Source organism: Paraburkholderia phenazinium (genome assembly GCF_900142845.1).
Classification (GTDB): Bacteria; Pseudomonadota; Gammaproteobacteria; order Burkholderiales; family Burkholderiaceae; genus Paraburkholderia; species Paraburkholderia phenazinium_A.
In genome coordinates, this window is the sequence record NZ_FSRU01000002.1 from 2,821,184 (window position 1) to 2,844,730 (window position 23,547).

Genomic DNA, 23,547 nt, shown 5'->3' on the forward strand with positions numbered 1-23,547 from the left:
ATTGTAGAGCAAACGCTTCGTCCATTTGGGGACGGTTTCTCCATTCGCAAGCAGACATGAATGCATTCTCGCTATCGGCGCCATAGCCGGCGGAACGGCTCCTCCAAACCAGTTTAGCGCGATTCATCCGGAAACAGCAGCCCGGGCCCACCAAGAAAAAGGCCCGCCGGAAGGCGGGCCAAAGTCGCTGCGCTTGATTCGTGATCGTGATTCGTACAACCTTAAAACGTTGAAACCTTGAAGCCTTATTCGACGTGTTCGCCGTGCAGGCTCACGTCCAGGCCTTCGCGTTCCTCTTCTTCCGTCACGCGGATACCCATCACCAGGTCGATGACCTTCAGCAGGATGAAGCTGACCACGCCGCTGTACACCAGCGTCGTCAGCACGCCCTTGGCCTGCAGGATCACGCTGCCGTCCGCGCCGCCAATGTCCTTGACTGCGAACACACCGGTCAGCAGCGCACCCACGATACCGCCGATGCAGTGCACGCCGAACGCGTCGAGCGAATCGTCGTAACCGAGCTTGGCTTTGAGCCACGTAGCCGACCAGAAGCAGATCACGCCGGCTGCGATGCCGATCACCAGCGAGCCGCCGATGCCGACGAAGCCCGATGCCGGCGTAATCGCCACCAGACCAGCCACTGCGCCCGACACGATGCCGAGTACCGACGGCTTGCCCTTGGCGATCCACTCGGCAAACATCCATGCGAGTGCTGCGGCTGCCGTTGCAACTTGCGTCGCGAACATCGCGAAGCCGGCACGGCCGTCTGCTGCCACTGCGGAACCTGCGTTGAAACCGAACCAGCCCACCCACAGCATCGCGCCACCGATCAGCGTCAGCGTGAGGTTATGCGGAGCCATGACTTCCTTGCCGTAGCCGACACGCTTGCCGAGCACCAGGCAGCATACGAGACCGGCGATACCGGCGTTGATGTGCACCACTGTGCCGCCTGCGAAGTCGAGGATGCCTGCGCTAGCCAGCCAGCCGGTCGGTTCCCAGACCATGTGTGCGATCGGCGAGTAGACGATGATCGACCACAGCGTCATGAACACCAGCATCGCCGAGAACTTCATGCGGTCGGCAAACGCACCCGTGATCAGCGCCGGCGTGATGATCGCGAAGGTCATCTGATACACGCAGTAGACCGTTTCCGGGATCGTCGGAGCCAGGTGGCTCACCGTCAGCGTGGTCGCCTTGTCGCCGTGGATATAGTTCATCCCGGCCATGAAGAAGCGCGAGAAGCCACCGATAAACATGCCGCCAGGCGTGAAGGCGATGCTGTAGCCCACCACCACCCAGACGATCGTCACGACGCAGGTGATCGCGAAGCTTTGCATCAGCGTCGCCAGCACGTTCTTCTTGCGGACCATGCCGCCGTAGAACAGTGCGAGACCCGGGATCGTCATGAACAGCACGAGCGCGGTGGAGGTCAGCATCCAGGCGGTGTCGCCGGAGTTGATCTTCGACGAGTCGACCGAGAACGGCGCGGTCGGCGCTGCCGGTGCGGCTGCGGCGGCAGCAGATGCGGCCGATGCATCAGGTGCGGCTGCGGCGGTTGCCGGTGCGGAAGCGTCCGCTGCCGGTGCCGACGCTGCGGCAGCCGGTGCGCTGGCTGTCGTGTCGGCGGCAGGCGCCGAGGCGGCTGCGGGTGCGGAAGCGTCGTCCGCGAGGGCGGCGCCGATACCGCTCGCAAGCAGCGATCCGGCCATCAGCAAGGACATCAATAATTTGCGCATCTTCGTTTTCCTCTTGTAGCTAGTCGCTATCGTTCTAATTACAGGGCGTCCGCCCCGGTCTCCCCGGTGCGAATCCGAATCACTTGCTCGATCGGCGTGACGAAAATCTTGCCGTCGCCAATCTTGCCGGTGCGTGCCGCACGTTCGAGCGCTTCGATGGCCTGATCGACGATGTCGTCCGAGACCGCGGCCTCGATCTTCACTTTCGGCAGGAAATCGACGACGTACTCTGCGCCGCGGTACAGCTCGGTGTGGCCTTTCTGACGTCCAAAGCCCTTCACTTCTGTCACGGTGATTCCCGAGACGCCGATTGCCGACAAGGCCTCGCGCGCCTCATCGAGCTTGAACGGCTTGATGATTGCGGTAATCAGTTTCATGAAATCCTCGCTGTAGTTGCGTAACCCGTTTGCGTAACCTTTGTTTCCCCTGAACTGTTGCGTCGATCCGCGGTTGGTGTTCAAACCGCATTCGATGCAGCACCGGTAAAAAACTCCCGGCGGTGCGCGCCGGGCAGTAACAGCAACTCGCATGCCATGTGAGTGTCATAGTCCATGGAACCGGTCCCCGAAAGTCGCTCGCGCCCCCCCTGGCCGGATGGCTAACGTGGTCGGGGGACGGTGGCGCGCCGCCTGGATCGTTGCTAGAGTGTTCGCAGGCTTCGGATGCGAAAGCGCGCACCAAAGGCGCTCATGCAGCGGAACTGGTCTGGCAACCATGCACCAGAATCGCTCATGGAATAATCCGGGGCACAGACGTAATGAGATATGCACACTTTTTGTGCACCCAAGGGGAACACCATGAAACAACCGAACGACGTCTTCAACGATTTGCAGGCGCGCATGAGCGATCTGCTCAAGAACTCGCCGGCCAAAGATGTCGAACGCAACGTCAAGGCCATGCTGTCGCAGGGCTTCTCGAAGCTCGATCTGGTTACGCGCGAAGAATTCGATACCCAGACCCAGGTCCTGGTGCGCACGCGTGCCCGGCTCGAGGAACTGGAGCGGCGCGTTGCCGAACTCGAGCAGAAGCTGCCGGTGACGCACACGTCTTAAAGCATTTCTGGATGCTGCACATCACAGGCAAGCGAGCCGTGACGTCATCAGCGTATTAGGGAGTCGCGCGCGCCGCCGGCGCGCCGTCTGACGGGAGAAAACATGTCGCTTGCCGTGGTGCGCAGTCGCGCGCCGGCCTCTGGCCGCGCGCCCGAAGTAACGGTCGAGGTTCACCTCGCCAACGGATTACCCTCTTTTTCGATCGTGGGCCTCCCCGATCTCGAAGTGCGCGAAAGCCGCGAACGCGTGCGGGCCGCACTGCAGAACTGCGGCTTCGACTTTCCGGTTCGCCGCATCACCGTCAACCTCGCCCCCGCCGACCTGCCGAAGGAATCCGGCCGTTTCGACCTGCCTATTGCCCTGGGCATCCTGGCCGCGAGCGGACAGATCCCGGTGGAGTCGCTGATGCATCGGGAATTTGCCGGCGAGCTGTCGCTGACCGGCGCGCTACGGCCCATGCGCGGCGCGTTCGCGATGGCGTGCGGGACGGCGCGCAGTCATGCGGCGCAGGTGGGCGGCGAAGCAGGCACGCATCCGGCGGCCGGGATGGCGGCGAACTCCCGGCCGAACGTCACGCTGTCGATGTTGCGGCCCGCCGCGGCCGAGCGCTCGCAGCGGGCCTCCGAACTCTATCTGCCGGCGGCCAGCGCGGCGGAGGCCGCGCTGGTGCCGGGCGTGGACGTCTACGGCGCAACCGACCTGCCCTCGCTCTGCGCCCATCTGGCCGGCGAGCCGGATGGGCGGCTTACGCCGGTCGCCGCACCCGAGCTCGCCGCCACACCGGCCGTGCCGACCGCCGACATGGCCGACGTGATCGGCCAGCGCGGCGCCCGACGAGCGCTGGAAGTCGCCGCCGCCGGCGGTCATCACGTTCTGATGGTGGGCCCGCCGGGCGCCGGCAAGTCGATGCTGGCCGCGCGCCTGCCAAGCCTGCTCCCGCCCATGACCGACGAAGAAGCGCTGACCTCGGCGGCGCTGCTGTCCGCCAGCATGGCGGGCTTCTCGCCGACGCAGTGGCGGCAGCGGCCATTCCGCGCGCCGCACCACTCTTCCAGCGCGGCGGCGCTGGTGGGTGGGCGCAATCCGCCGCAGCCGGGCGAGATCACCCTGGCGCACCTGGGCGTGCTGTTTCTCGATGAAATCCCTGAGTTCGACCGTCACGTGCTGGAGACGCTGCGCGAACCGCTCGAAGCCGGCCGCATCACGATCTCGCGAGCGGCCCTGCAAGCGGACTTCCCGGCGGCCTGCCAACTGATCGCGGCGATGAACCCCTGTCCATGCGGCTGGCGCGGCGACCCGAACGGGCGCTGCCGCTGCACGCCGGAAATCGCCGCGCGCTACCTGCGCAAGCTGTCGGGGCCGCTGCTCGACCGGATCGACATCCAGATCGAAATTCCCGCGCTGACGTCGGCCGAGCTATCCGCACGCTCAAGCACCATCGGCGAGCCGAGCGCAGCCATCGCCGAGCGGGTGAGTGCGGCGCGCAAGCGTCAACTGGCGCGGCAGGGGAAAACCAATCGCGAACTGAGCGGACGCGAGGTGGACGAGGTCTGCCGGCCCGACGCGGCCGGCGAGGCGCTGCTGCGCGAAGCGGGCGATCGCTTCGGCTGGTCGGCGCGTGCCTATTACCGCGTGCTGAAGGTGGCGCGGTCCATCGCGGACCTGGCCGGCGCCGACGTGCCGACCGGCAACCAGATCGCAGAAGCGGTTCAGTACCGTCGCGCGTTCGCGGTCGGATGAAGCAAAAAAATCGCTGTCAAGACTTGACTTATGCACATAAAAGCATTCCTGACAAACCTAAGGGCAATTGAAAGGTAAGCACACACCGTTTCGGAGAAAGCCTTGATTTGATTGACTTTTTAAATTTTCCCCGCAACAGGGAAAAGTTCCGGGAAGCCCGCCGGACGGGCATTTCAGCCGTCTCGCACAAGGTTCTCCACAAAGTTATCCACAGGCGCTGTGGGTAACGGAAAAATCCTCATAAAATCCGGCTATTAGCGTCATAACCTGCGGAGGAACTTTCACTTCGCGCAATGCTCCATGACACGCCCAATCACGGCGTGCCAGATTCAATACAGCTGGAAAGACTGGAAAAACTGGTCGACCTGCTCCTGCGGCAACGGCTCGCTGGCGATGATCGCCGCCTGGTAGACATGCCGGCCGTGAGCCACAAGCCGCGCGTAGATCGTGCGAGTCTCCTTTTGCTCGCCGGCTTTGCCGCTCAGCGTCATTTCGAGGCCGGGCACCTGACCGCCCGCTGCCAGCGGAATCTGTACGGGGCGCGCGTCGGGAGCGGCGCCGACGTTGCGGGCCAGTCCGGTACGCAGGAAGTCGAGCGCCGTGCGCTGCGTCTGCGGGTCGTCGGAGGGCAGCATTAGCGTACCCACCGCAAAGACAGCTTTGCCGGCCTCGGCGGTTTGCATCGCCATCTGCATCGACGTCCCGCCCACGTCGATCTGGCGCGCATCGTTGCCCGGCTTGGCCGGCAGGTCGACGGTGTAGCCGTTGTCGTTGTTCATCACCGTGCGCCAGTCGTAGGTCGGCGAGCAGGCCGCCAGCAACCCGCCCACGGCAAGCATGCAGACACCTGCGAACAGCACGCGGCGCAGTCGCGCCAATCCGGACAAAAGGCGCTGCGGAGCGGCTCCCGGGCGCACAGCGAGATCGAGCAGAAAACCGGGGGATGACAGGCGGAACGCGGGTCGAGACATGAGCACGAAGTCAGGGAAAGACGCAGCATAAAACCCTATTATCCGCTGACGGGCAACTCCCAGCCGCCATACCGGATTGAGGCTACAATACGTCGCAACGTTACGCGCGTTCTGCGCGATCCCGAGGTCCGTTCATGAGCCCTACCCCTTCTGCTCCGGTGACGAAGCGCACCAGCCCGATCCGCTATGTCGTCATGGCCGTCGTGGCCGGCGCCATTGCGATTGCCGGCTATTTCGCCTTCAACGGCCAGCAGCATGTGCCGGATGCCACGTTCACGCTGCTGTCCGGCCAGAAAGTCTCCACGGCCGATCTGAAGGGCAAGGTCTACCTCGTCAACTTCTGGGCCACCAACTGCGACACCTGCGTGCAGGAAATGCCGAAGATGGTCGACACGTATAACCGCTTCAAGGGCAAGGGCCTCGAATTCGTCGCTGTGGCGATGAACTACGACGCGCCCATGTACGTGACCAACTACACCGCGACGCGTCGCCTGCCGTTCAAGGTGGCGATGGACGACGGTTCCGCTGCCAAGCAGTTCGGCAATGTCCAGTTGACGCCGACCACCTTCGTGGTCGACAAGGACGGCAAGATTCTCAAGCGCTACGTCGGCGAGCCGCAGTTCGCCGAGCTGGATCAACTGCTCGAGAAGGCGCTGAACGCGGCCTGAAACACCGGGCGAAGCATCAGATAAAAACGCGCCGGTAGCGGACAGAATCCGCTACCGGCGCGTTGCTTTTGGGACGTGCGGTTCAGGACGCCTGGCCGGCCTCAACCGCGCCGCCCATCACCGCTCACCCTCTCCCTTCGCCGCCAGCCCATAGCGCTTGATCTTTTCATAGAGCGTCGCCTTACCCAGCTGCAAACGGTCCGCCGCCACCGCCACCGCGCCGCCCGTCTGCTCCAGCGCCTGCGCAATCACCGCACGCTCGAACTGCTCGACGCGCTCCTTGAGCGAGTGGGCGTCCGCGGCTTCATCGACGGAAGCTGTCATCGGATCTTCCGCCACCCCGAGCACGAGCCGGTCGGCCGCATTGCGCAGTTCCCGCACGTTGCCGGGCCAGTCGCGCTGCATCAGGCCGGCCCGCTGACGGTCGGTGAGGATCGGCGCGGGACGCTGATAACGCACCGCCGCATCGAGCAGGAAATGTTCGAACAGCGGCACGATGTCTTCGCGCCGCTCGGCGAGCGGCGGCAGCGCGATGGTCACCACGTTCAGCCGGTACAACAGGTCGCGCCGGAAGGTGCCGGCCGCGACGTGCTCCAGCATGTCGCCTTTGGCGGCGGCCACCACGCGGCAATTCACGCGAATCGGCTGGTTCGAGCCGAGCCGTTCCAGCACGCCGTCCTGCAGCACGCGCAACAGCTTGACCTGCAGACCGAGCGGCATGCTTTCGATCTCGTCGAGAAACAGCGTGCCGCCGGATGCATGTTCGAGCTTGCCGATCCGGCGTTTCGCCGCGCCCGTAAACGCGCCGGGCTCATAGCCGAACATCTCGGACTCGAACATCGGTTCGGGCAGCGCGCCGCAATTCACCGCGATAAACGGCTTGTCGCGCCGTGGCGACAATTCGTGCAGGCTGCGTGCGATCAGTTCCTTGCCCGCGCCGGTATCGCCGTTGATCAGCACAGAGGCGTCGGTGGGCGCGACGTTCGCGATCAGCCGGCGCACCTGCTCGATCACCGGACTGCGGCCAATGATGCGCGGCGCCACCGTGTTCTGCCCCGCCAGTTCGCGGCGCAGCGCGTGGTTCTCCAGCACCAGGGTGCGGCGTTCCAGCGCGCGCCGTACGGTTTCGATCAGACGCTCCGAGGCAAACGGCTTCTCGATGAAGTCGTAGGCGCCGTCGCGCATGGCCTGCACGGCCATCGAAATATCGCCGTGTCCGGTGACGAGAATCACCGGCACATCCGGCGCGCGTTCGTGACATTGCGCGAGCAGATCGAGACCGCTCGCGCCCGGCAAACGGATATCGCTGACGATCACGCCCGGAAAATCCGCGCTGATGGAACGCGCCGCCGCTTCGACCGATGCGTGACCGGTGACGTCGAAACCCGCGAGCTGCAGGCTTTGCACGCTCGCGCGACGCACTAGTTCGTCGTCCTCGATATACAGCACCGGCAAACTGTTGTTGACCATCGTCCTTACCACCTTAACCTTAAAGCGCCCGAGCGCATCTGAAGCCGCCTGAATTCAGGACCCTGCCGTGAGCGGGTCCGTTGCCTGCACACGGGTCCGGCGCAGCGTGAGCACGAACAGCGCGCCGCCGTCCGGGGCATTGCGCGCCACCAGCGAGCCCCCCGCGTCGCGCACGATCGAGGATGAGATCGCAAGGCCAAGCCCCAGCCCCTGGCCCATTTCCTTCGTCGTAAAGAACGGTTCGAAAAGCCTCGGCAGGACGTCGTCCGGGATGCCGTGACCGTTATCGTGAACCGAGATCGCAAGCGTCGCTTCGGCGGCCTCGATTTCGATCTCGATACGCGGAGGGGCTACACCCACCGCGGCATCAAGCGCGTTGCTCAGCAGATTGATCAGCACCTGCTCAAGCCGCAAATCGTCGCAATTCGCGACAAGCCCGGGATGCTCGTCGGACGGATCGAAGCCCGTGCGCGTGCCCGCTTCCGCGTCGACCACCGTCAACACCACTTCCACGTCCTGCAAGCGCTTTTGCAGCAGCGCCAGCACATTGCGCAGCGCACGCGCGAGCGGCGCTCGCGCGCTGCGCGGCCGCGCCCGTCCCACGAACAGCTTCAACTGGTTGGTGATCTTACCCATGCGCTCGGTGAGCGCGGCAATCGCCTCGAGATTCTCGCGCGCCGACTCCTGATCGCCGCGTTCGAGCAACACCCGCGTGTTATCCGAGAAGCCGCGCAACGCCGCTAACGGCTGATTCAACTCGTGCGTAATGCCAGCGGCCATCTGACCGAGCGCCGCCAGCTTGCTCGCCTGAATCAGCTCGTCATGCGCCGAGCGCAACTCCTGTTCGGCGCGCGTGCGTTCGCTCACTTCCTTCTTCAGTTGCTCGTTCGCCTGCGACAGGTCCGCGGTCCGCTCCGCCACCCGCTGATTCAACTCCGCGTACGCGCGCTGCAGCAGCTCGCGGCTGCGCATCATCTCGCGCACGCGTGCACGGCGCATTCTCCAGTAGAACGCCAGCAGGCACAGCGTGACGTAGCCGAAGCCGGTCACGATAGCGGCATTGCGGGCGTCGGCGTCGACCGGATCGACGCTCGCCATGGTGATCAGTTGCCAGTCGGGTTCGAGCATCGCCCGCCGCGTTGCCAGGTAGCGCGGCGCGTAACGTCCACCGCCGATGCGCACGATCTGCGCGTCGCCCTCAAGCGTGCGTTCGATCGTCACCGGCAGCGGCGGAATCTCCTGCTGCGCGTACTGGCGCGTCTGATAGATCGAGTCTGCCACCGCGCCCGAGAGCGGCCGCACCGTGTGGTATTTCCAGGCCGGCACGGAGGATAGAAAGATCACGCCGTGATCGTCGGTGACGATCAGCGGCTCGGACGCATCCGCGCCCTGAAACCATTCCAGATTGAGTTTGACGACCGCCACGCCGACGATCTGTCCATCGCGCCGCACCGGTTGCGAGATGTAGTAGCCGGGGTCATGCGAGATCGTGCCGATGCCGAAGAAACGGCCCACGCCGCCCTTCACCGCGTCCATGAAATACGGCCGGAACTGATACTCGACGCCGACAAAGCTCTCCGGCTCGCGCCAGTTGCTCGCCGCGACGCACAGCCCGTCCGTCTGAATGATGTAGGTGGCCGTGGCCCGCGCGTGGCGGTTGAGGTCTTCCAGATAACGGTTGGCGTGCTCGACGTTCGGCGCCGTGGGATTCACCAGCACGTCCTGCACGAACGGATGCTCGGCCAGCAGGTACGGCAGGGATTCGTAGCGCTCCAGCGTGCTCTTGAGCGCATTGGCCGTGCGGTCGACACGCACCGCGGCGTTGCGCCGCAAACTGTCGATGCCGCGCTGCCACGCGATGCTCCACGTGAGTCCGCACGCCGCCACGAGCCCGGCGACGAGCGCGAAGAGGATCAGCAGGCGGCGCGTCACGTTGGTGGATTCCGGTGAATGGGGTGCGGCTATTGTGGCATAACGCGCCGGGGCGGACAGCGCGACGAGCCGACCGGCATCTCTCGATGCCAGGTCCTCGTTGTCGCGTTCAGATCGATCTGGAGCGCTATATATGTGACACCGGTGGATGAGCTTGCGGGAGAACAATGAGCCAGCATTCAGACGTTGTCATACCAGCGAGGTCCGCCATGAAAATCGACGTAAAGAATCAGACACCGTATCGGTCTAACGAGGACGAGGGAACGAGCGGGACAAAGCCAGCCGCTCCAGGCCCGAAGCCCAGGACCTACCCGCCGGCAAATACACCGGCACAGGCCGGTTCGGAAAGAGGCGGGGATACCGGCGCGACTGACCATGCGAAAGCGCCGCCGTCCGATACAGGCGACACGGTATCGGCTAAAGAAAAGCCGGGGGAGCCGGCAAAGCCGCAGACAAACGAGGATGGTACGGCAGACGCAAATCCCGGAGTACCGGCGCAGTCTAGTGCATCGGTCCCGCCGCCAAATGGCAACACGCTGCAGATCAAGGTAGCCGGTATCGTCAACGCGGTTCCTCCACTCAAGCCGAGCGGCAGCACTCCGATCACCGGTCATACTACGAAGGCTGGCAACGTGCAACGCTCCAATCAGGCGGGTTACACCGCCGGCAACGCGGGTAGAAGCCTTACGAAGGGAATCGGGGACGCCGGAGAGTTGGCGCAGAGCGGCAACCAGGACGAGCGCACCCGCTACGCATTGCAACTCATCAAGGATCTCGCGAATGGATCTGCTTCCGGCATCGATCTGAAAAGAATGACGGATAAGAAGACTGTGGCGCACGAATACTTGCACGGACCGCGGCGCAAAGGCGCCTACAACGTTGAACATGGAGGCCATGGGACGCCCCACCGACAGCAGATCGAGCTGAAGAGCATGCGTACCCTGCCGAAAGCCAAGGCGACGCAGACCCTCGCAATCTCACAGTCCGTCGCCGGTGTGCAGGTACAGCCCAACCAGTCTGGCAAGCAGACACAGGCACAGACACCGACGAGCACGCAGTCATCGCAGACGAGTCCGAATACTTACGACGCCGCGACGCAAACCATGCCCGCTGCCGACGCGAGCACGCAGACTTCAACGCCGCAGGCGCCGGCCCAAGGAGATGGCGCCCCACAGACAGCGGGAGAACACTCGTCCACTGGGGCGCCTCATAGCCCGCGCGAGCCAGCGAGTTCGCCGGACCATCACAAGACGACACAAACCTCATCGCCTGACCGCGCAAACCGCGGTACTACGACGCCAATGCCAGATAGCACCGATGCGGGAGTGCAAAACGGAGCCGACATGCAAGACGGTAGCACCCAGCATGCGCCCCCCCAGCACAGCGTGCAAACGCAAACTTCAGTTCCGGTGACATCGACGCGTACAACGCCTGCTCCGCAGCCACCCCAGTTGCACGTATCGGAACCAACCAACGGGAACGAGACGACAACGGCCACCCAGGCCGGCGCACCGCTCGATACACGCGGCACGCAAACCGCCACCGGGACGCCGAAAGCAACACAGTTGAGTCCGCAACGACAGACCGCTGGCACGCAAACCTCATCGCCGTCTGTCCATCACTCCGCCACGCAGCACACGCCGCGACAGGTACACGCGCACTCTCAGACCACGTTCGGCAACACCTCCTCCGCCGAAACTCAGACAGGCGCGGATAATTCGAAGGGTTCTCAGGCCAATACGGATACGCACACGGTCGGGACGCAGTCGAAAGTCGGCACTGGCGAAGCCAAAACGCAGGCTAATCCGGGAAGTGAGAATAAATCCATACAGACCCGACCGCCGGTACAGCAACACGCAACGCAGACACCCCCGACGCCAGACACGGGCGCGGCACAATCGAATCCCGTCGGTACGCCAGCGTCGCAGGAGTCGGTCGAGACTACACACACGTCCGAGCAAGTCCCCGGTGCGACGTCAAAATCCATCGAGCTCACAAAAGGCGTCAAGGAAAACGGCCATTGGGTGGTGGCGGATATCGGATCACTGCCCGCTGACATCAACAATGTGAAAAAGCACGCCGATCTTGGATCGATCAGCGCGATCACCTCGACCAGCGCCGTGACCGTAGGCGATGTCCTTAACGTTATCAACTCCGAAGGGGGCCGCGCACTGGCTTTGGGAGCGAAATCGCTGTCATTGCTGGGTACGCTAGTCGGTCTCGCGCCGTCGGTCGGGCAGCTTGCCAACGATGTCAAACAGCTAATCGCAAATCCGAACGACAATCAGTCGAAATGGAATGTTGCGAACAGCGGTTTCGAGTTAGGCGGTGGCCTTGCCGCGGCAGCTGCCTCGATGGCTTTTCCGCCTGCCGCACTATTGCCGATCTTATTTCCCAATCTGGCTGAAATCGGTCACGCGGAAATATTGAGGCAGAAGAAGAATGGCCTGTATGCGGAAGGTCTAAAAGTCGAAGGTGATGCAACCAGCAACGACTACAAGATAGCGGCTCTCAACGCGACGCCGATCGTGAACTGGTTCTCGTCCACCTATACGCCGGAGTTGCGTCCAGCCATCGAGAAATTCGAAACGGAGCAGGGAAACAAGCCTGGCAATCCACCCGCCGGTGACTTGCCGGAGAACACACTCCATGACCAGCGCGTCTACGACTACTATGCCCAGGCGCTGAACGAGCGCGCCGCGCTGCTCGGCAATGCGGCCAACTCCTACCTCAAGAGCATTGCAGACAATTCAACCCTGAGTTCCGTCACAATGGTCTCGCGATGCCCACAGGTGTTTGGCTGGCCATCGAACGGACAGGCCATGCGCGTGTTCGATCGGGCCGCCGCTATCACGTACGATCGCGTTCACGACACGATCCACACCGAGTTTTTCGGCCCGGACAAGGACGGCACGTACAGATTGCCCACGCGGGATCCGTCGCTGCCGTCCGGCAAGGACAGCAAGAATCTGCTGTTCTGCTCGACCATGCTGGATCCTGAAGCCAAGCGGGTGGACTTCGACTTGCCGCAATACTTTGCCGATCCGGGCACGGTCGCGCTGGATATTCGCAAACAGCCGAACAAAACCTGATGGAGCTAGCTCGACATTCAAACGACGCTTAGGAGTGCGGAGCGCGGCGGCATGACAGGTCTTCTGTCGTTTCGAATACGGAGTGGTGCGACGCCAACCATTCCGTATTCGCGCCCTTCCGCGACACGCCAGAGGCGGCCCATATCGAGACTAAGGGCGACGCGCGCGGGTTCAGGCACCCGCCGCTTCCGTGTCCTTCACAGGAGCCGCTTCGCCGCGCAGCACGGCGCGCAGCTTCGCGTGGTCCAGTTCCTTCTCCCACGCCGACACCACCACCGTCGCCACACCGTTGCCGACAATGTTCGTCAGCGCGCGGCATTCGCTCATGAAGCGGTCGATCCCGAGAATCAGCACCATGCCCGACAGCGGAATCGTCGGCACCACGGCCAGGGTCGCAGCGAGCGTGATGAAACCGGCGCCCGTCACACCGCTTGCGCCCTTCGACGTCAGCATCGTGACGGCCAGCAGCGTGAGCTGCTGCGTGAGCGAGAGATCGGTGTTGGTGGCCTGGGCGATGAACAGCACGGCCATCGTCATGTAGATGTTGGTACCGTCGAGGTTGAACGAGTAACCGGTCGGCACCACGAGGCCCACCACCGAGCGCGAGCAGCCGAGCTTTTCGAGCTTCAGCATCAACTGCGGCAACGCCGCTTCCGACGAACTCGTGCCGAGCACGATCAGCATCTCTTCCTTGATGTACGCCACGAAGCGCAGCACGCTGAAGCCGACCATGCGGGCGATCGCGCCGAGCACCACCACCACGAACACGATCGAGGTGAGATAGAACGTGCCGATCAGCTTGAGCATGGGCAGGAGCGAGCCGATGCCGTACTTGCCGATGGTGAACGCCATTGCGCCGAAGGCACCGATCGGCGCCAGCTTCGTGATGATGCGCACCACGCCGAACAACACGCTCGACAGGCTTTCGACCAGATCCGTGACGACCTTGCCTCGCTCGCCGAGCGTCGCCAGCACGCTGCCGAACAGCATCGCGATCAGCAGGATCTGCAGGATCTCGCCCTGCGCGAACGCATCCGTGATCGTGTTCGGAATGATGTGCATCAGGAAGTCGACCGTGCTTTGGCCGTGCGCCTTGGCGGCGTACGAAGCGACCTCCTTGCCGTCGAGCGTGGCCGGATCGACGTTGAAGCCGACACCCGGTTTCAGCACGTGCGTGGCGATCAGGCCGAGCACCAGCGCGAACGACGAAACGACTTCGAAGTACAGCAGCGCCTTGCCGCCGACCCGCCCGACCTTCTTCATGTCCTGCATGCCGGCGATACCGGTGACGACAGTACAGAAGATGATCGGCCCGATCACCATCTTGATCAGCTTGATGAAGGCGTCGCCAAACGGCTTCATGTCGATGGCGAGAGCCGGCGAGTAATGACCGAGGACGATGCCGACGATGATCGCGGCGATCACCTGGACATAGAGCACTTTATAGAAGGGTTTCTTCACGATGGTTCCTGCGATGTGGATGAGCCAATGGCCTGCCACGCTGCGCATCAATGCGAACGAATGGACGTATCGCCTGTGCACGGCATCGGGCCGCGACAAGACGACGAGGTTATAAATACGGGGAGGGGAAATCGGACATCGTTGTCTCCATGCTTTAGTTGTCGGGCCTTTGCGGCCGCGCTTCTACTTCGCAAGGTCGATGCCAGCTAGATGACGGCTCTTTCTCTTTGATTTTTATAGGTATTTTTGTTCGGCTCGGCGTCTTGCGTCCGGCTTTCCGGAAATCCGGAGGCGAGGCGTCGGGGATTCCGGACGGCCCACGGCCAAAAAAAATGCCTTCCTCGCGGCAGGAAGGCATTTCCAAGCGTATATCGGAGACTTTATTGTTCGTGGGCTTCGCGTTGCGGTCCTGCTGCGAAGCTCACATCTCAATATTAGGATTATTTGGCCGCGCCTACCGTCAAGGATTGTCAAATCGGCGCGGGCGATTGAAGCCACCGTCCGTCTCACGGCCGCTGACGGGCTCAATCGAAATCGAACATGTCGAACAGGGAGCGCTTTTTCCGGTATCCCGTGTGCCCCGAATGGCCCGAGTGCCCCGAGCGACGCTCGTCGTATCGATGATGGCTCTCGTTCGGATACTCGCGATGCCGGTCCCGGCGATCTTCGCGGTTCGGACCGGAGACGAGCGGCGCACCGGCGCGCTCGCCGTCCTCTGCGATCAGCTTGTCGAGTTCGCCGCGATCGAGCCAGACACCCCGGCAATCCGGGCAGTAGTCGATCTCGATCGAGCGGCGCTCGGTCATCAGAAGGTCAGTCGTCTTGCAAACAGGGCATTTCATGGCGTCTCTCCTAAAAAGGGTAAAGCTTCGAATCCGCAACCTGGCGAGCCGCCCGATCCGGGCAAAGCGATCCGGCCATACCTCGCTCAGGTTGTTCCAACTTCTTTCCATGCGCGGCCGGTACGCCAGCGCTCATTGCGTGACAGCGTCGGTGCGCTTCGACCTGGCCCGGCGCGCCAGCATGTTCATGGCCTCGACGAAGGCCGAGAACGCCATCGCCGCGTAGATATACGTCTTCGGCACATGCGAGCCGAACCCTTCCGCGATCAGCGTCATGCCGATCACCAGCAGGAAGCTCAGCGCGAGAACGACGATGGTCGGGTTGCGGTCGATAAAGCGCGACAGCGGGCGGGCCGCGAACAGCATCACCATGACCGCGGCGATGACCGCGACAAACATGATCGGCATGTGGCTGGTCATGCCGACCGCCGTGATGATGCTGTCGACCGAAAACACGATATCGAGCAACAGGATCTGGCCGATCGCGGCCCCTACGGTCAGCGGGACCACCGCACTCGTCGCGCCGCGTGCGTCGTCCGCGTGGGTGACGTGGTGATGAATCTCGCGGGTCGCCTTCCAGACGAGGAACAGGCCGCCGCCCAGCAGGATCAGGTCGCGCCACGAGAACGCGTGGCCCAGCAGCGTCACGGCGGGCTGAGTCAGTTGCGCGATCCACGCGACCGTGCCGAGCAGGCCAAGCCGCAGCACCAGCGCGAGCAGAATGCCGAGGCGCTGGGTGCGTGCCCGCTGCGCTTCCGGCAGCTTGTTGCTGAGGATCGAGATGAAGATCAGGTTGTCGATGCCGAGCACGATCTCCATCACGACCAGCGTGAGGAGCGCGGCCCAGGCAGCGGGGTCGGAAATCAGAATGGTCAGGGCGTCCATGGCATGCGTCGGCGAAGTGAACCGAGTGATGTCGAAGTGATGCCATGATCGCCGCTTCACGACTTCGGATAAATCAGTGATATGCTGAATGACATATCGCTTTTTTCGAAGTGTCACCGCTCATGCTGAACTATCGCCATCTCTACTACTTCTGGATCGTCGTCAAGGAAGGCGGCTTCGCGCGCGCGGCCGAGCGTCTCGACATGGCCGTCCAGACCATCAGCGCGCAGGTACGTGAACTGGAAAAATCGATTGGGCGTCAGTTGCTGAAATCCGCGGGGCGCGGTGTCGCCATGACCGAAGCAGGCGAGACGGCGTTCAGCCGCGCGGAGCAGATCTTTCAGATCGGCGAAGCGCTACTCGACGAGATGCGCGAAGCAGGCGGCGAAGGGGTTGCGCGGCTCGCCGTGGGTCTCTCCGACGGCATTTCAAAGCTCGCCGCGCACGCGCTGCTTGCGCCCGTGCTCGGCACGCCGTCGCTCAGGCTGCTGTGCCACGAAGGCGAACATGCGCAACTGTTGTCGGAGCTCGCGCTGCATCGGCTCGATCTGGTGCTGGCCTGCCAGCCGGCGCCGCACAACGCGGACCTGCGCGTGGTGAGCCAGCGCCTCGTCGGTTCGCCGGTGGACTGGTACGGCCCCGCGGCGATCGTCTCGAAGGCATCGCGCGCCGGCTTTCCGCAGAGCCTCGCCGATCTGCCCGTGCTCCTGCCCACCGGGCACGCCGCGCTACGCGCACGGCTCGACCGGTGGTTCGAAGCGGCGGGCATCCGGCCGCGGATTGTCGGGGAGTTCGAAGACAGCGCGTTGATGGCGGTGTTCGCCGCGCGCGGGCTCGGCGTGTTTCCACTCGCGGAACTAGGCGCCGAGGACCTGTCCCTGCTGCGCGGACTGCGCCGGCTCGGCCGCGCGGACGGCGTGATCGAAGAGATCCACGCCATCCGCTCGCGGCGCGGCCAGCATCATCCGCTCGCGACTCAGGTGATCGACGCCGCGCGTTCGTGATCGAGCAAGGCCCTTGGCGGGATGCCGTGGCGAACGGTGACCGCCGCCGGTGCCGGAGCGAGTCCCCACACACTAAACACGGCCGCCAACAGGGCGATCTCGCCATCCGCGAGATGGTCGTCGGCAACCGCCACGGCAACGCACAGGCGAATCACCTTGCCGCGCAACACCGGGTCGTCGATCTCGCCCAGCAGTGTGGCCAGCATGGCCGTGTCGATCTGGCCGATGGTCGGCGCAAGCGGCGCGTGGGCGATAGAGTGATCCTCGCACAGCGCCTGCACGATCTGCGCGAATTGCGTGGGCGCGAGACCGAGCTGGCCGGCGATATCGAGTCTGTCGAGCGCGCGCTCCTCGGAGCTGCAGACGTGTCCGTCGGAGGTCAGCACCAGCGCGACAATCCGTGCTGCGGCTTGAGGACTGTTGCGGGGATAGGTTCGCATGACCGGGGCTCCTTTAGCGGACGTTGTCCGTAGTAATGATGAGCCCTAGTCTGCGTCAGGTTTCGAATCGGATAAACCTGCTAATCCAGAAGTGACAGTTCGAGAAAACCGAAGTGGTGTTCTAAGCCGCACCCTCTTCCAGCACCAGCAGATTCTCGTGCGAGAAGCCCAACGCCACCGGCTGACCCCGCTCGGGCAGACGGCGATTCGGATCGTTGAAGACGTCGAGCGAAATCACCGCATCCTTCACCCGCGTCCTGATCCGCACCACGGCGCCGAGAAAATTCACTTCTTCGACGGTCGCCGCCAGCGTGTTGCGCCCCGCCGCCGGCGCTTCCAGCACAATCGCCTCCGGGCGGAGCGCCAGCAGACGCTTCTTGCCGGCGTCGTCCGGCGCGAGCTGCTGAGTGGTCACGAGTTCCTGACCATCAACAGCCATCTTGCCGCTCGCCGGATCCACCACGTGACCGGATAGGATATTCAACGTGCCGACGAACGACGCCACGAAGCGCGTGCGCGGATAGTTGTAGATCTCCGAAGAGGTGCCCACCTGCTCGACCCGCCCTTCGTTCATCACCACGATGCGGTCGGAGATGGACAGCGCCTCTTCCTGATCGTGCGTGACGAAAATCGACGTGATGCCGAGTTCACGCTGCAACGCGCGTATGTCCTGGCGCAGCGAAATGCGGATCTTTGCGTCGAGCGCGGAGAGCGGCTCGTCGAGCAGCAGAACCTGCGGCTTGCCGGCGAGCGCGCGGGCCAAGGCGATGCGCTGCTGCTGGCCGCCCGAGAGTTGCCACGGATAGCGTTCGGCGACATGCGGCAGCTTGATCAGATCCAGCATCTCGCCCACCCGCTTGCGGATTTCATCCTGCGGACGGCGCGCCACCTTTAGCCCAAAACCGATATTGTCGGCCACGGTCATGTTCGGAAACAGCGCGTACGACTGAAACACCATGCCGACCTTGCGCTGGCGTGTACGCAGATGCGTAACGTCGCGACCATCGAGGCGAATCACGCCGCGCGTCGGGCTCTCGAAGCCCGCGATCATACGCAGCACCGTCGTCTTGCCGCAGCCCGACGGGCCGAGAAAGGTGATGAACTCGCCGCGCTCGATCTTCATGTCGAAATGATGCAGCGCCGTGTTCGCCCCGAAGGACTTGTGCAGATTTTCGATCTCAAGGAATGCCATGATTCGATGCCTCAGTTCTTCAGGGTTTTTGTCCGGCCAGCGCGCGGGCCGAGCCGCGAGCCGATCCGAACACCTGGATCAGCCCCATCGAGGCCCAGGTAATGGCGAACGCGATAATCGCGAGTGCCGACGGTTCATACGCGCGGTTCGCGCCGATCAGTTGCAGGTACGGTCCGAACGCCGGCCGGTCGAGCAGGCTCGCCAGCGTGAACTCGCCGATCACCACCGCAAAGGTGAGAAAGGCGCCGGACAGGATGCCCGAGCGGATATTCGGAAAGATCACCTTGAACAGGATGGTGGGCCAGGTTGCACCGAGACATTCGGCGGCTTCGGTGAGCGAGCGCACGTCGACTGCCGCGAGACCCGCATCGACCGCGCGGTACATATACGGCAGCGACAAGGTGACGTAGCCGAACACCAGCAGCAGATCGGTGGCGCGCTCGTTGCCGGTAAGCGGCAGGATCGAGCTGCTGTTGTAGATGCGCAGGTAGCCGAACACGATCACGATGGCCGGAATCACCAGCGGCAACAGCGTGATGAACTCCACCACCGGCCGCAGTCTCGGCAAACGCAGGCGGACCCAGTACGCCGTCGGCACCACCAGCAGCACGCCGACCACGATCGTCAGGACTGCCATCAGCATCGAGTAGCCGAACGAGGCCTGAAACCGCGGATCGCTCAGCACCACACGATAGGCGTCGAAACTGTATTCGCCGCGCCGCATGCGCAGACTGAATTCGAGGGTGGCGGCGAGCGGAATCAGGAAATACAGCGAGCCCACGACCATCGCGGTCCAGGCGCCCACACGCGATTGGCTGTTCATCGACGTCCCCTCTCGGCCCGCGAGCGCAGCCAGATGTAGCCGCCATTCGACAGGCCCGTCACCAGGATCATGCCGAGCGCGAGCGCGTAGCCGAGATTCTGGTTATGCAGCACGTCGCCGCGGATCTGCGCGTACAACAGGATGGTCACGATGTTCAGCGAGCTGCCGGTGAGCGCATAGGCCGTCGCGACTGCGCCGAACGAGTTGGCGAACAGCAGCAGGGTCGCGCCGAGCACGCTGGGCCACAGCACCGGCAACGCGACATAACGCCAATACTGGAACGACGTGCCGCCGAGGCAATCGCAGGCCTCGCGCCATTCGCGCTTCAGGCCGTCGAGCGCGGGCGTGACGATCAGAACCATCAGCGGAATCTGGAAGTACAGATAGGTCACCGTCAAGCCGGTGAAACTGAGGATGCTGAAGCCCGTCGAGTACAGGTTGAAGCCGAGGTATTTCTTCAGCAAAACCGTGACGAGACCGACGCGCCCCAGCGTGCAGATAAACGCGAACGCGAGCGGCACGCCGGCAAAATTCGAGGCGACCCCGGAGAAGGTCATCAGCGTCGGACGAATCCATACCGGCAAGCGTCCCTGCACGGCCGCCCAGGCCAGCAGCGAACCGATCACCGCGCCGCCGAGCGCCGACGCCGCGCTCACCTTGAAACTGATCCAGTAAGCGTCGAGCACGCCGGGCTGGAACAGATCGCGGAAGTTGACGAGCGTGAAATGCCCCTGGGGATCCTGAAACGCGCCGACCATCAGGAAGCCCGTCGGCAGGATCAGGAACAGCAGGGCAAACAGGAAAAATGGTGCAACGCCGAGCCAGGTCAGGAGCTGGGACGACTGTCCCGGTCCCTTCACGCCGGGCGCAGGCGCGGGCACCGGCGGAACCAGCAGTTCCGGCTGCGCCGACCCGATATCCGATGAAGCGGTCATAGGTCACCCTTGAAGCAATCAGGCTAAAGCCGGGACCACGCGGAGCGACGCTCGAAGGCGCACTCGCGGGCCCGGCACACAGCATGCTGGAGCAATAAAAGTCCGGCCTTACTTCACGTTCGCGCCGACCACTTCATCCCAATGCTTGGTGATGGTGTCCTTGTACGCGTCCTGCTGCGACAGCGTCGGGAACACGGCGTTCTTGTAGGCCGATGCCGGCGGCAACTTGTCGAGCAGCGCCTGCGGCACCTTCTTGCCAGCAACCAGTTGCGTATAGCGCATCGGGTGGCAGTAGCCGGTCAACCAGCCGATCTGGCCTTCGTCCGAGTACAGGTATTCCATCCACAGCTTCGCGGCGTTCGGATGCGGTGCAAACGCGCTGATCGCCTGCACGTAGACGCCGGCGACCACGCCCGTCTTCGGCACCACGACCTGCACCTTCGGATTGCCCTTGAGCGTGTCGCGGTCGGCCAGCGCGTTGTAGTCCCAACGCACGATGATCGGCGTCGTGCCTTGTGCGAGGGAAGCGGCCTTGCCGATCACCGGCACGAAGTTGCCGTTCTTGTTGAGGTCGGCGAAGTACTTCAGGCCGGCGTCGGCCGCCTTGGCGGTGTCGCCCCTGGTCGACGACAGGCCGGACGCGTACACGCCCTGGATGGCCTGGTTGGCCGAGCGCGGGTCGCCGGCGAGCGAGACGGCATTCTTGTAATCGGCCTTGAGCAGATCGCTCCAGTCGGCCGGCGCCTTGTCGATCATGTCCGCGTTCACTTCGAACGACAGCACGCCGTAGTAATCGCCGTACCAGTAGCCGTCAGCGTCCTTGGCCGAATCGGGAATCTCCTTCCACGTCGACACCTTGTACGGCTGCAGCAAGCCTTCTGCCTTCGCGGTCGGGCCGAACGACAGACCCACGTCGATCACGTCCGGCGCTTGCGGTCCCTTGTTGCCCTTGTTGGCCTTGATGGCTTCGACTTCGTCGCCCGAACCGGCATCCGGATTCAGCTCGTTGACCTTGATGCCGTACTTCTTTTCGAAGGCGGCAATCATCGGACCATAGCCGCACCAGTCATGCGGCAAGGCGATCACGGTGAGTTGTCCTTCCTGTTTGGCGGCGGCGACCAGCGCGTCGAGCGGCGCTGCGGACGCGCTACTGGCGCCTGCAGCGGCGACGCCCGCCACCGCTGACATCGAGATAACACGGCTCAACCACGTGCGGTTCATAGTATTCCCCATCCTTTGCCTAAAGTTGCTACGTTAGGAAAACTGCATTCTGACGATTGTCTTCGGCGCGCAAACACCCCGGCGCGCCTGCCATGCCTTACGCCGTATTTCCCGGCGTGGACAGCATGTCGTGCGCAAGCATATCGATGCGATCGGTACAAATCATGTCAACGCCCCAGTGGGCGAGCAGCTTCGCGCGGTCCGGATCGTTCACCGTATAGACGAGTACGCGCAGACCCTCGGCGCGAATCGCGGCGACGCGTTCCTCGGTGAGATGCTTATGGCTTGCATGCAGCGAGACGCAATCGAGTTCACGCACGATGCGCAGCCAGTCGTCCGGCACCGCTTCGAACAGCATCCCGCGCGCGAGCGTAGGGGCGGCGTCGCGGGCGGCGGCGAGCGCCTCGAACGAGAACGACGACAGTAGCGGCGGCGTCTGGTCCTGCCAGAGCGCGAGCGCGGCGCCGGCGACGAGTTGGCCCGTGATGACGTCGCGTCCGGGGCAAGGCTTGATTTCGATGTTGGCCGCAATGCCGTCGCGCTTGCAACGGGCAGCCGCATCGGCGAGCGTGGGCAAACGCTCGCCGGCGAACGCCGGGTCGCGCCACGAGCCGGCATCGAGCTTCGCCAGTTCCTGCCACGTATGTTCGGCGGCCGGGCCATGGCCGTTGGTGGTGCGATCGAGCGTGTCGTCGTGCAGCAGGAAGAGGTGGTCGTCGGCCGAGAGCTTGGCGTCGAACTCGACCATGCGATACCCGTAGCGCTTGCAGGCGTCGAATCCTGCCAGCGTGTTTTCCGGCGCGAGCGTCCCGCCGCAACGATGCGCGACCAGTCGCGGATACGGCCAGTCGGCATTTGTACGATCAATCCCAGTAGCCACGTCTGTACACCTTCGAAATAGACTGTTGCGCGCGCTTCGCCGGGCTGCCATCGTCAGGATGACGAACCGAACGGTATTATCCGGTCAGCCGGTTATCATGTCGCGGCACGCATCGAAAACGGCGGCAACAGTGGCCGCCGAGCCTAGTATGGAGCCAGCATACGGCAGCTTGCTTGTCAAAAGCGACGTTCAATGTTCGAAATTGGACATTTCAATTCCTTTTCGAACATTCCGTGTTCGGATTGGCCGGCTGCCAGCTAATCTGCGAAGGCTAAATTCAAATACACAAATTTGCAAGGCACCAAAAAAATACAACACGAAGCGGGTAAAGTAGCGCCGATGACATCGGCGCGACACACAACCGTGTCAGTGATGTCAAAGGCCCAAAAGCCGTCCAGACCGACTCATTCGTAAAGGGAAAATGCATGTGGCAGGAAGACCGTCATCAGAGAATTCGCGCGCTGCTATCGACCCTGCAACGGGTGTCGACCGAACGGATCATGGCGGATCTCGGCGTATCGCGCGAAACAGTACGGCGCGACCTGCTCGACCTGGAAGCACTCGGCGAATTGCGGCGGGTGCATGGCGGCGCGATCAAGCCTGCCGACGAAGCGCCCATCGCGGAACGCGCCCATACGCGGGTCAAGTCCAAGACGGCGATCGCCAAGGCGGCAATGGGCGTCATCTCTAGCGGCCAGACGCTGTTTATCGATGCCGGCACGACCACCTCGGCGCTTGCCGAAGAGCTGGCGAAGCTCGCCAATCTCACGGTGGTGACCAATTCGATCGACGTCGCGCTGAAGATGCGCGGAGCGGTCGAGCAGCAGGCGGAAGCCGCCAACGAAGTCATCCTGCTGGGCGGCTCGATCAGCGACCGGGCCATGGCGACGGGAGGCAGCACGACGATCCTCGAGATTCACCGCTTCCGGGCGGATGTGGCCTTGCTCTCGCCGGTCGGCATCGACCCGCGGCACGGCGCCACCAACTACGATCACGAGGAGACGGAAGTGGCGCGGGCGATGGTCGCCAATGCCCATCGTGTGGTGATCCTCGCCGACTACAGCAAGATCGGCCAGCGCAGCCGCATTTCGTACTGCCAGCCCGAGCAGATCGACGTGCTGATCACCAACAAGAAAGCGGCCGAGGCACCCGACTTCGCGGCCCTGAAGAAGAAGGTCGCGCGGATCATCCTGGCGTAGGGGT

General features: G+C 63.4%; 20 protein-coding genes. 6 read left to right on the top strand and 14 right to left on the bottom strand.

From position 1 onward, the window contains the following. Positions 1-245: 245 nt before the first annotated feature. A complete protein-coding gene (locus tag BUS12_RS29645) occupies positions 246-1,736 on the bottom strand; it encodes an ammonium transporter (RefSeq protein ID WP_074300915.1) in 1,491 nt (496 codons plus the stop codon). Positions 1,737-1,774: 38 nt separating this feature from the next. After that, positions 1,775-2,113: a P-II family nitrogen regulator gene (locus BUS12_RS29650; RefSeq protein ID WP_006048089.1), complete on the bottom strand. Its 339-nt coding sequence runs from the start codon at positions 2,111-2,113 to the stop codon at positions 1,775-1,777. A 420-nt stretch (positions 2,114-2,533) separates the two neighbouring features. Between BUS12_RS29650 and BUS12_RS29655 the strand changes: the two genes are divergently transcribed. Continuing rightward, on the top strand, positions 2,534-2,788 hold the full coding sequence (locus BUS12_RS29655) for an accessory factor UbiK family protein (RefSeq protein ID WP_074300916.1): 255 nt from the start codon (positions 2,534-2,536) through the stop codon (positions 2,786-2,788). Between the two features lie 102 nt (positions 2,789-2,890). Beyond that, entirely contained in the window at positions 2,891-4,528 is a 1,638-nt protein-coding gene (locus BUS12_RS29660; protein WP_074300917.1) for a YifB family Mg chelatase-like AAA ATPase, read from the top strand. A 329-nt stretch (positions 4,529-4,857) separates the two neighbouring features. Here BUS12_RS29660 and BUS12_RS29665 read toward each other — a convergent pair whose 3' ends face one another. Next, the gene (locus tag BUS12_RS29665; protein ID WP_074300918.1) at positions 4,858-5,499 is read right to left on the bottom strand and encodes a hypothetical protein; all 642 of its coding nucleotides are present in this window, start codon (positions 5,497-5,499) and stop codon (positions 4,858-4,860) included. 134 nt (positions 5,500-5,633) lie between these two features. Between BUS12_RS29665 and BUS12_RS29670 the strand changes: the two genes are divergently transcribed. Then, on the top strand, positions 5,634-6,167 hold the full coding sequence (locus tag BUS12_RS29670; RefSeq protein ID WP_074300919.1) for a peroxiredoxin family protein: 534 nt from the start codon (positions 5,634-5,636) through the stop codon (positions 6,165-6,167). Positions 6,168-6,284: 117 nt separating this feature from the next. Here BUS12_RS29670 and BUS12_RS29675 read toward each other — a convergent pair whose 3' ends face one another. Continuing rightward, positions 6,285-7,637 (bottom strand): sigma-54-dependent transcriptional regulator, encoded by a 1,353-nt coding sequence (locus tag BUS12_RS29675; protein ID WP_074300920.1) that lies wholly within the window; start codon positions 7,635-7,637, stop codon positions 6,285-6,287. A 54-nt stretch (positions 7,638-7,691) separates the two neighbouring features. Further along, on the bottom strand, positions 7,692-9,629 hold the full coding sequence (locus BUS12_RS29680; RefSeq protein WP_367117689.1) for a sensor histidine kinase: 1,938 nt from the start codon (positions 9,627-9,629) through the stop codon (positions 7,692-7,694). A 149-nt stretch (positions 9,630-9,778) separates the two neighbouring features. Here BUS12_RS29680 and BUS12_RS38450 point away from each other — a divergent pair, with 149 nt between their 5' ends. Then, positions 9,779-12,661 carry a hypothetical protein gene (locus BUS12_RS38450; protein WP_143788492.1) on the top strand — a complete coding sequence of 961 codons (2,883 nt, stop codon included), beginning with the start codon at positions 9,779-9,781 and terminating at the stop codon, positions 12,659-12,661. 171 nt (positions 12,662-12,832) lie between these two features. Here BUS12_RS38450 and BUS12_RS29690 read toward each other — a convergent pair whose 3' ends face one another. From BUS12_RS29690 to BUS12_RS29700, 3 genes are all read right to left on the bottom strand, one after another. After that, positions 12,833-14,122, bottom strand: coding sequence for a dicarboxylate/amino acid:cation symporter (locus tag BUS12_RS29690; RefSeq protein ID WP_074301779.1), 1,290 nt, complete (start codon positions 14,120-14,122; stop codon positions 12,833-12,835). A 524-nt stretch (positions 14,123-14,646) separates the two neighbouring features. Further along, complete coding sequence (locus BUS12_RS29695) at positions 14,647-14,964, bottom strand: TFIIB-type zinc ribbon-containing protein (RefSeq protein WP_074300922.1); 318 nt, start codon at positions 14,962-14,964, stop codon at positions 14,647-14,649. A 132-nt stretch (positions 14,965-15,096) separates the two neighbouring features. After that, entirely contained in the window at positions 15,097-15,849 is a 753-nt protein-coding gene (locus BUS12_RS29700; protein ID WP_074300923.1) for a TerC family protein, read from the bottom strand. Between the two features lie 122 nt (positions 15,850-15,971). Here BUS12_RS29700 and BUS12_RS29705 point away from each other — a divergent pair, with 122 nt between their 5' ends. Then, positions 15,972-16,853 (top strand): LysR family transcriptional regulator, encoded by an 882-nt coding sequence (locus BUS12_RS29705; RefSeq protein WP_074300924.1) that lies wholly within the window; start codon positions 15,972-15,974, stop codon positions 16,851-16,853. On the opposite strand, the gene BUS12_RS29710 is transcribed toward BUS12_RS29705, so the two are convergent. The 6 genes from BUS12_RS29710 to ugpQ all read right to left on the bottom strand — a co-directional run bounded on the left by BUS12_RS29710 (position 16,826) and on the right by ugpQ (position 22,344). Beyond that, on the bottom strand, positions 16,826-17,293 hold the full coding sequence (locus BUS12_RS29710; protein WP_074300925.1) for a TerB family tellurite resistance protein: 468 nt from the start codon (positions 17,291-17,293) through the stop codon (positions 16,826-16,828). The genes BUS12_RS29705 and BUS12_RS29710 overlap by 28 nt on opposite strands. A gap of 121 nt (positions 17,294-17,414) precedes the next feature. After that, entirely contained in the window at positions 17,415-18,485 is a 1,071-nt protein-coding gene (locus BUS12_RS29715; protein ID WP_074300926.1) for an ABC transporter ATP-binding protein, read from the bottom strand. Positions 18,486-18,504: 19 nt separating this feature from the next. Further along, complete coding sequence (locus BUS12_RS29720; protein WP_074300927.1) at positions 18,505-19,308, bottom strand: ABC transporter permease; 804 nt, start codon at positions 19,306-19,308, stop codon at positions 18,505-18,507. Next, positions 19,305-20,243, bottom strand: a complete 939-nt coding sequence (locus tag BUS12_RS29725; protein WP_074300928.1) for an ABC transporter permease — start codon at positions 20,241-20,243, stop codon at positions 19,305-19,307. Before BUS12_RS29725 ends, BUS12_RS29720 begins: the two co-directional genes overlap by 4 nt. Positions 20,244-20,351: 108 nt before the next feature. Continuing rightward, a complete protein-coding gene (locus BUS12_RS29730; protein ID WP_074300929.1) occupies positions 20,352-21,464 on the bottom strand; it encodes an ABC transporter substrate-binding protein in 1,113 nt (370 codons plus the stop codon). 97 nt (positions 21,465-21,561) lie between these two features. Then, positions 21,562-22,344 carry a glycerophosphodiester phosphodiesterase gene (gene ugpQ, locus BUS12_RS29735; RefSeq protein ID WP_074300930.1) on the bottom strand — a complete coding sequence of 261 codons (783 nt, stop codon included), beginning with the start codon at positions 22,342-22,344 and terminating at the stop codon, positions 21,562-21,564. Positions 22,345-22,769: 425 nt separating this feature from the next. Between ugpQ and BUS12_RS29740 the strand changes: the two genes are divergently transcribed. Beyond that, entirely contained in the window at positions 22,770-23,543 is a 774-nt protein-coding gene (locus tag BUS12_RS29740; protein WP_074300931.1) for a DeoR/GlpR family DNA-binding transcription regulator, read from the top strand. Positions 23,544-23,547: the final 4 nt, after the last annotated feature.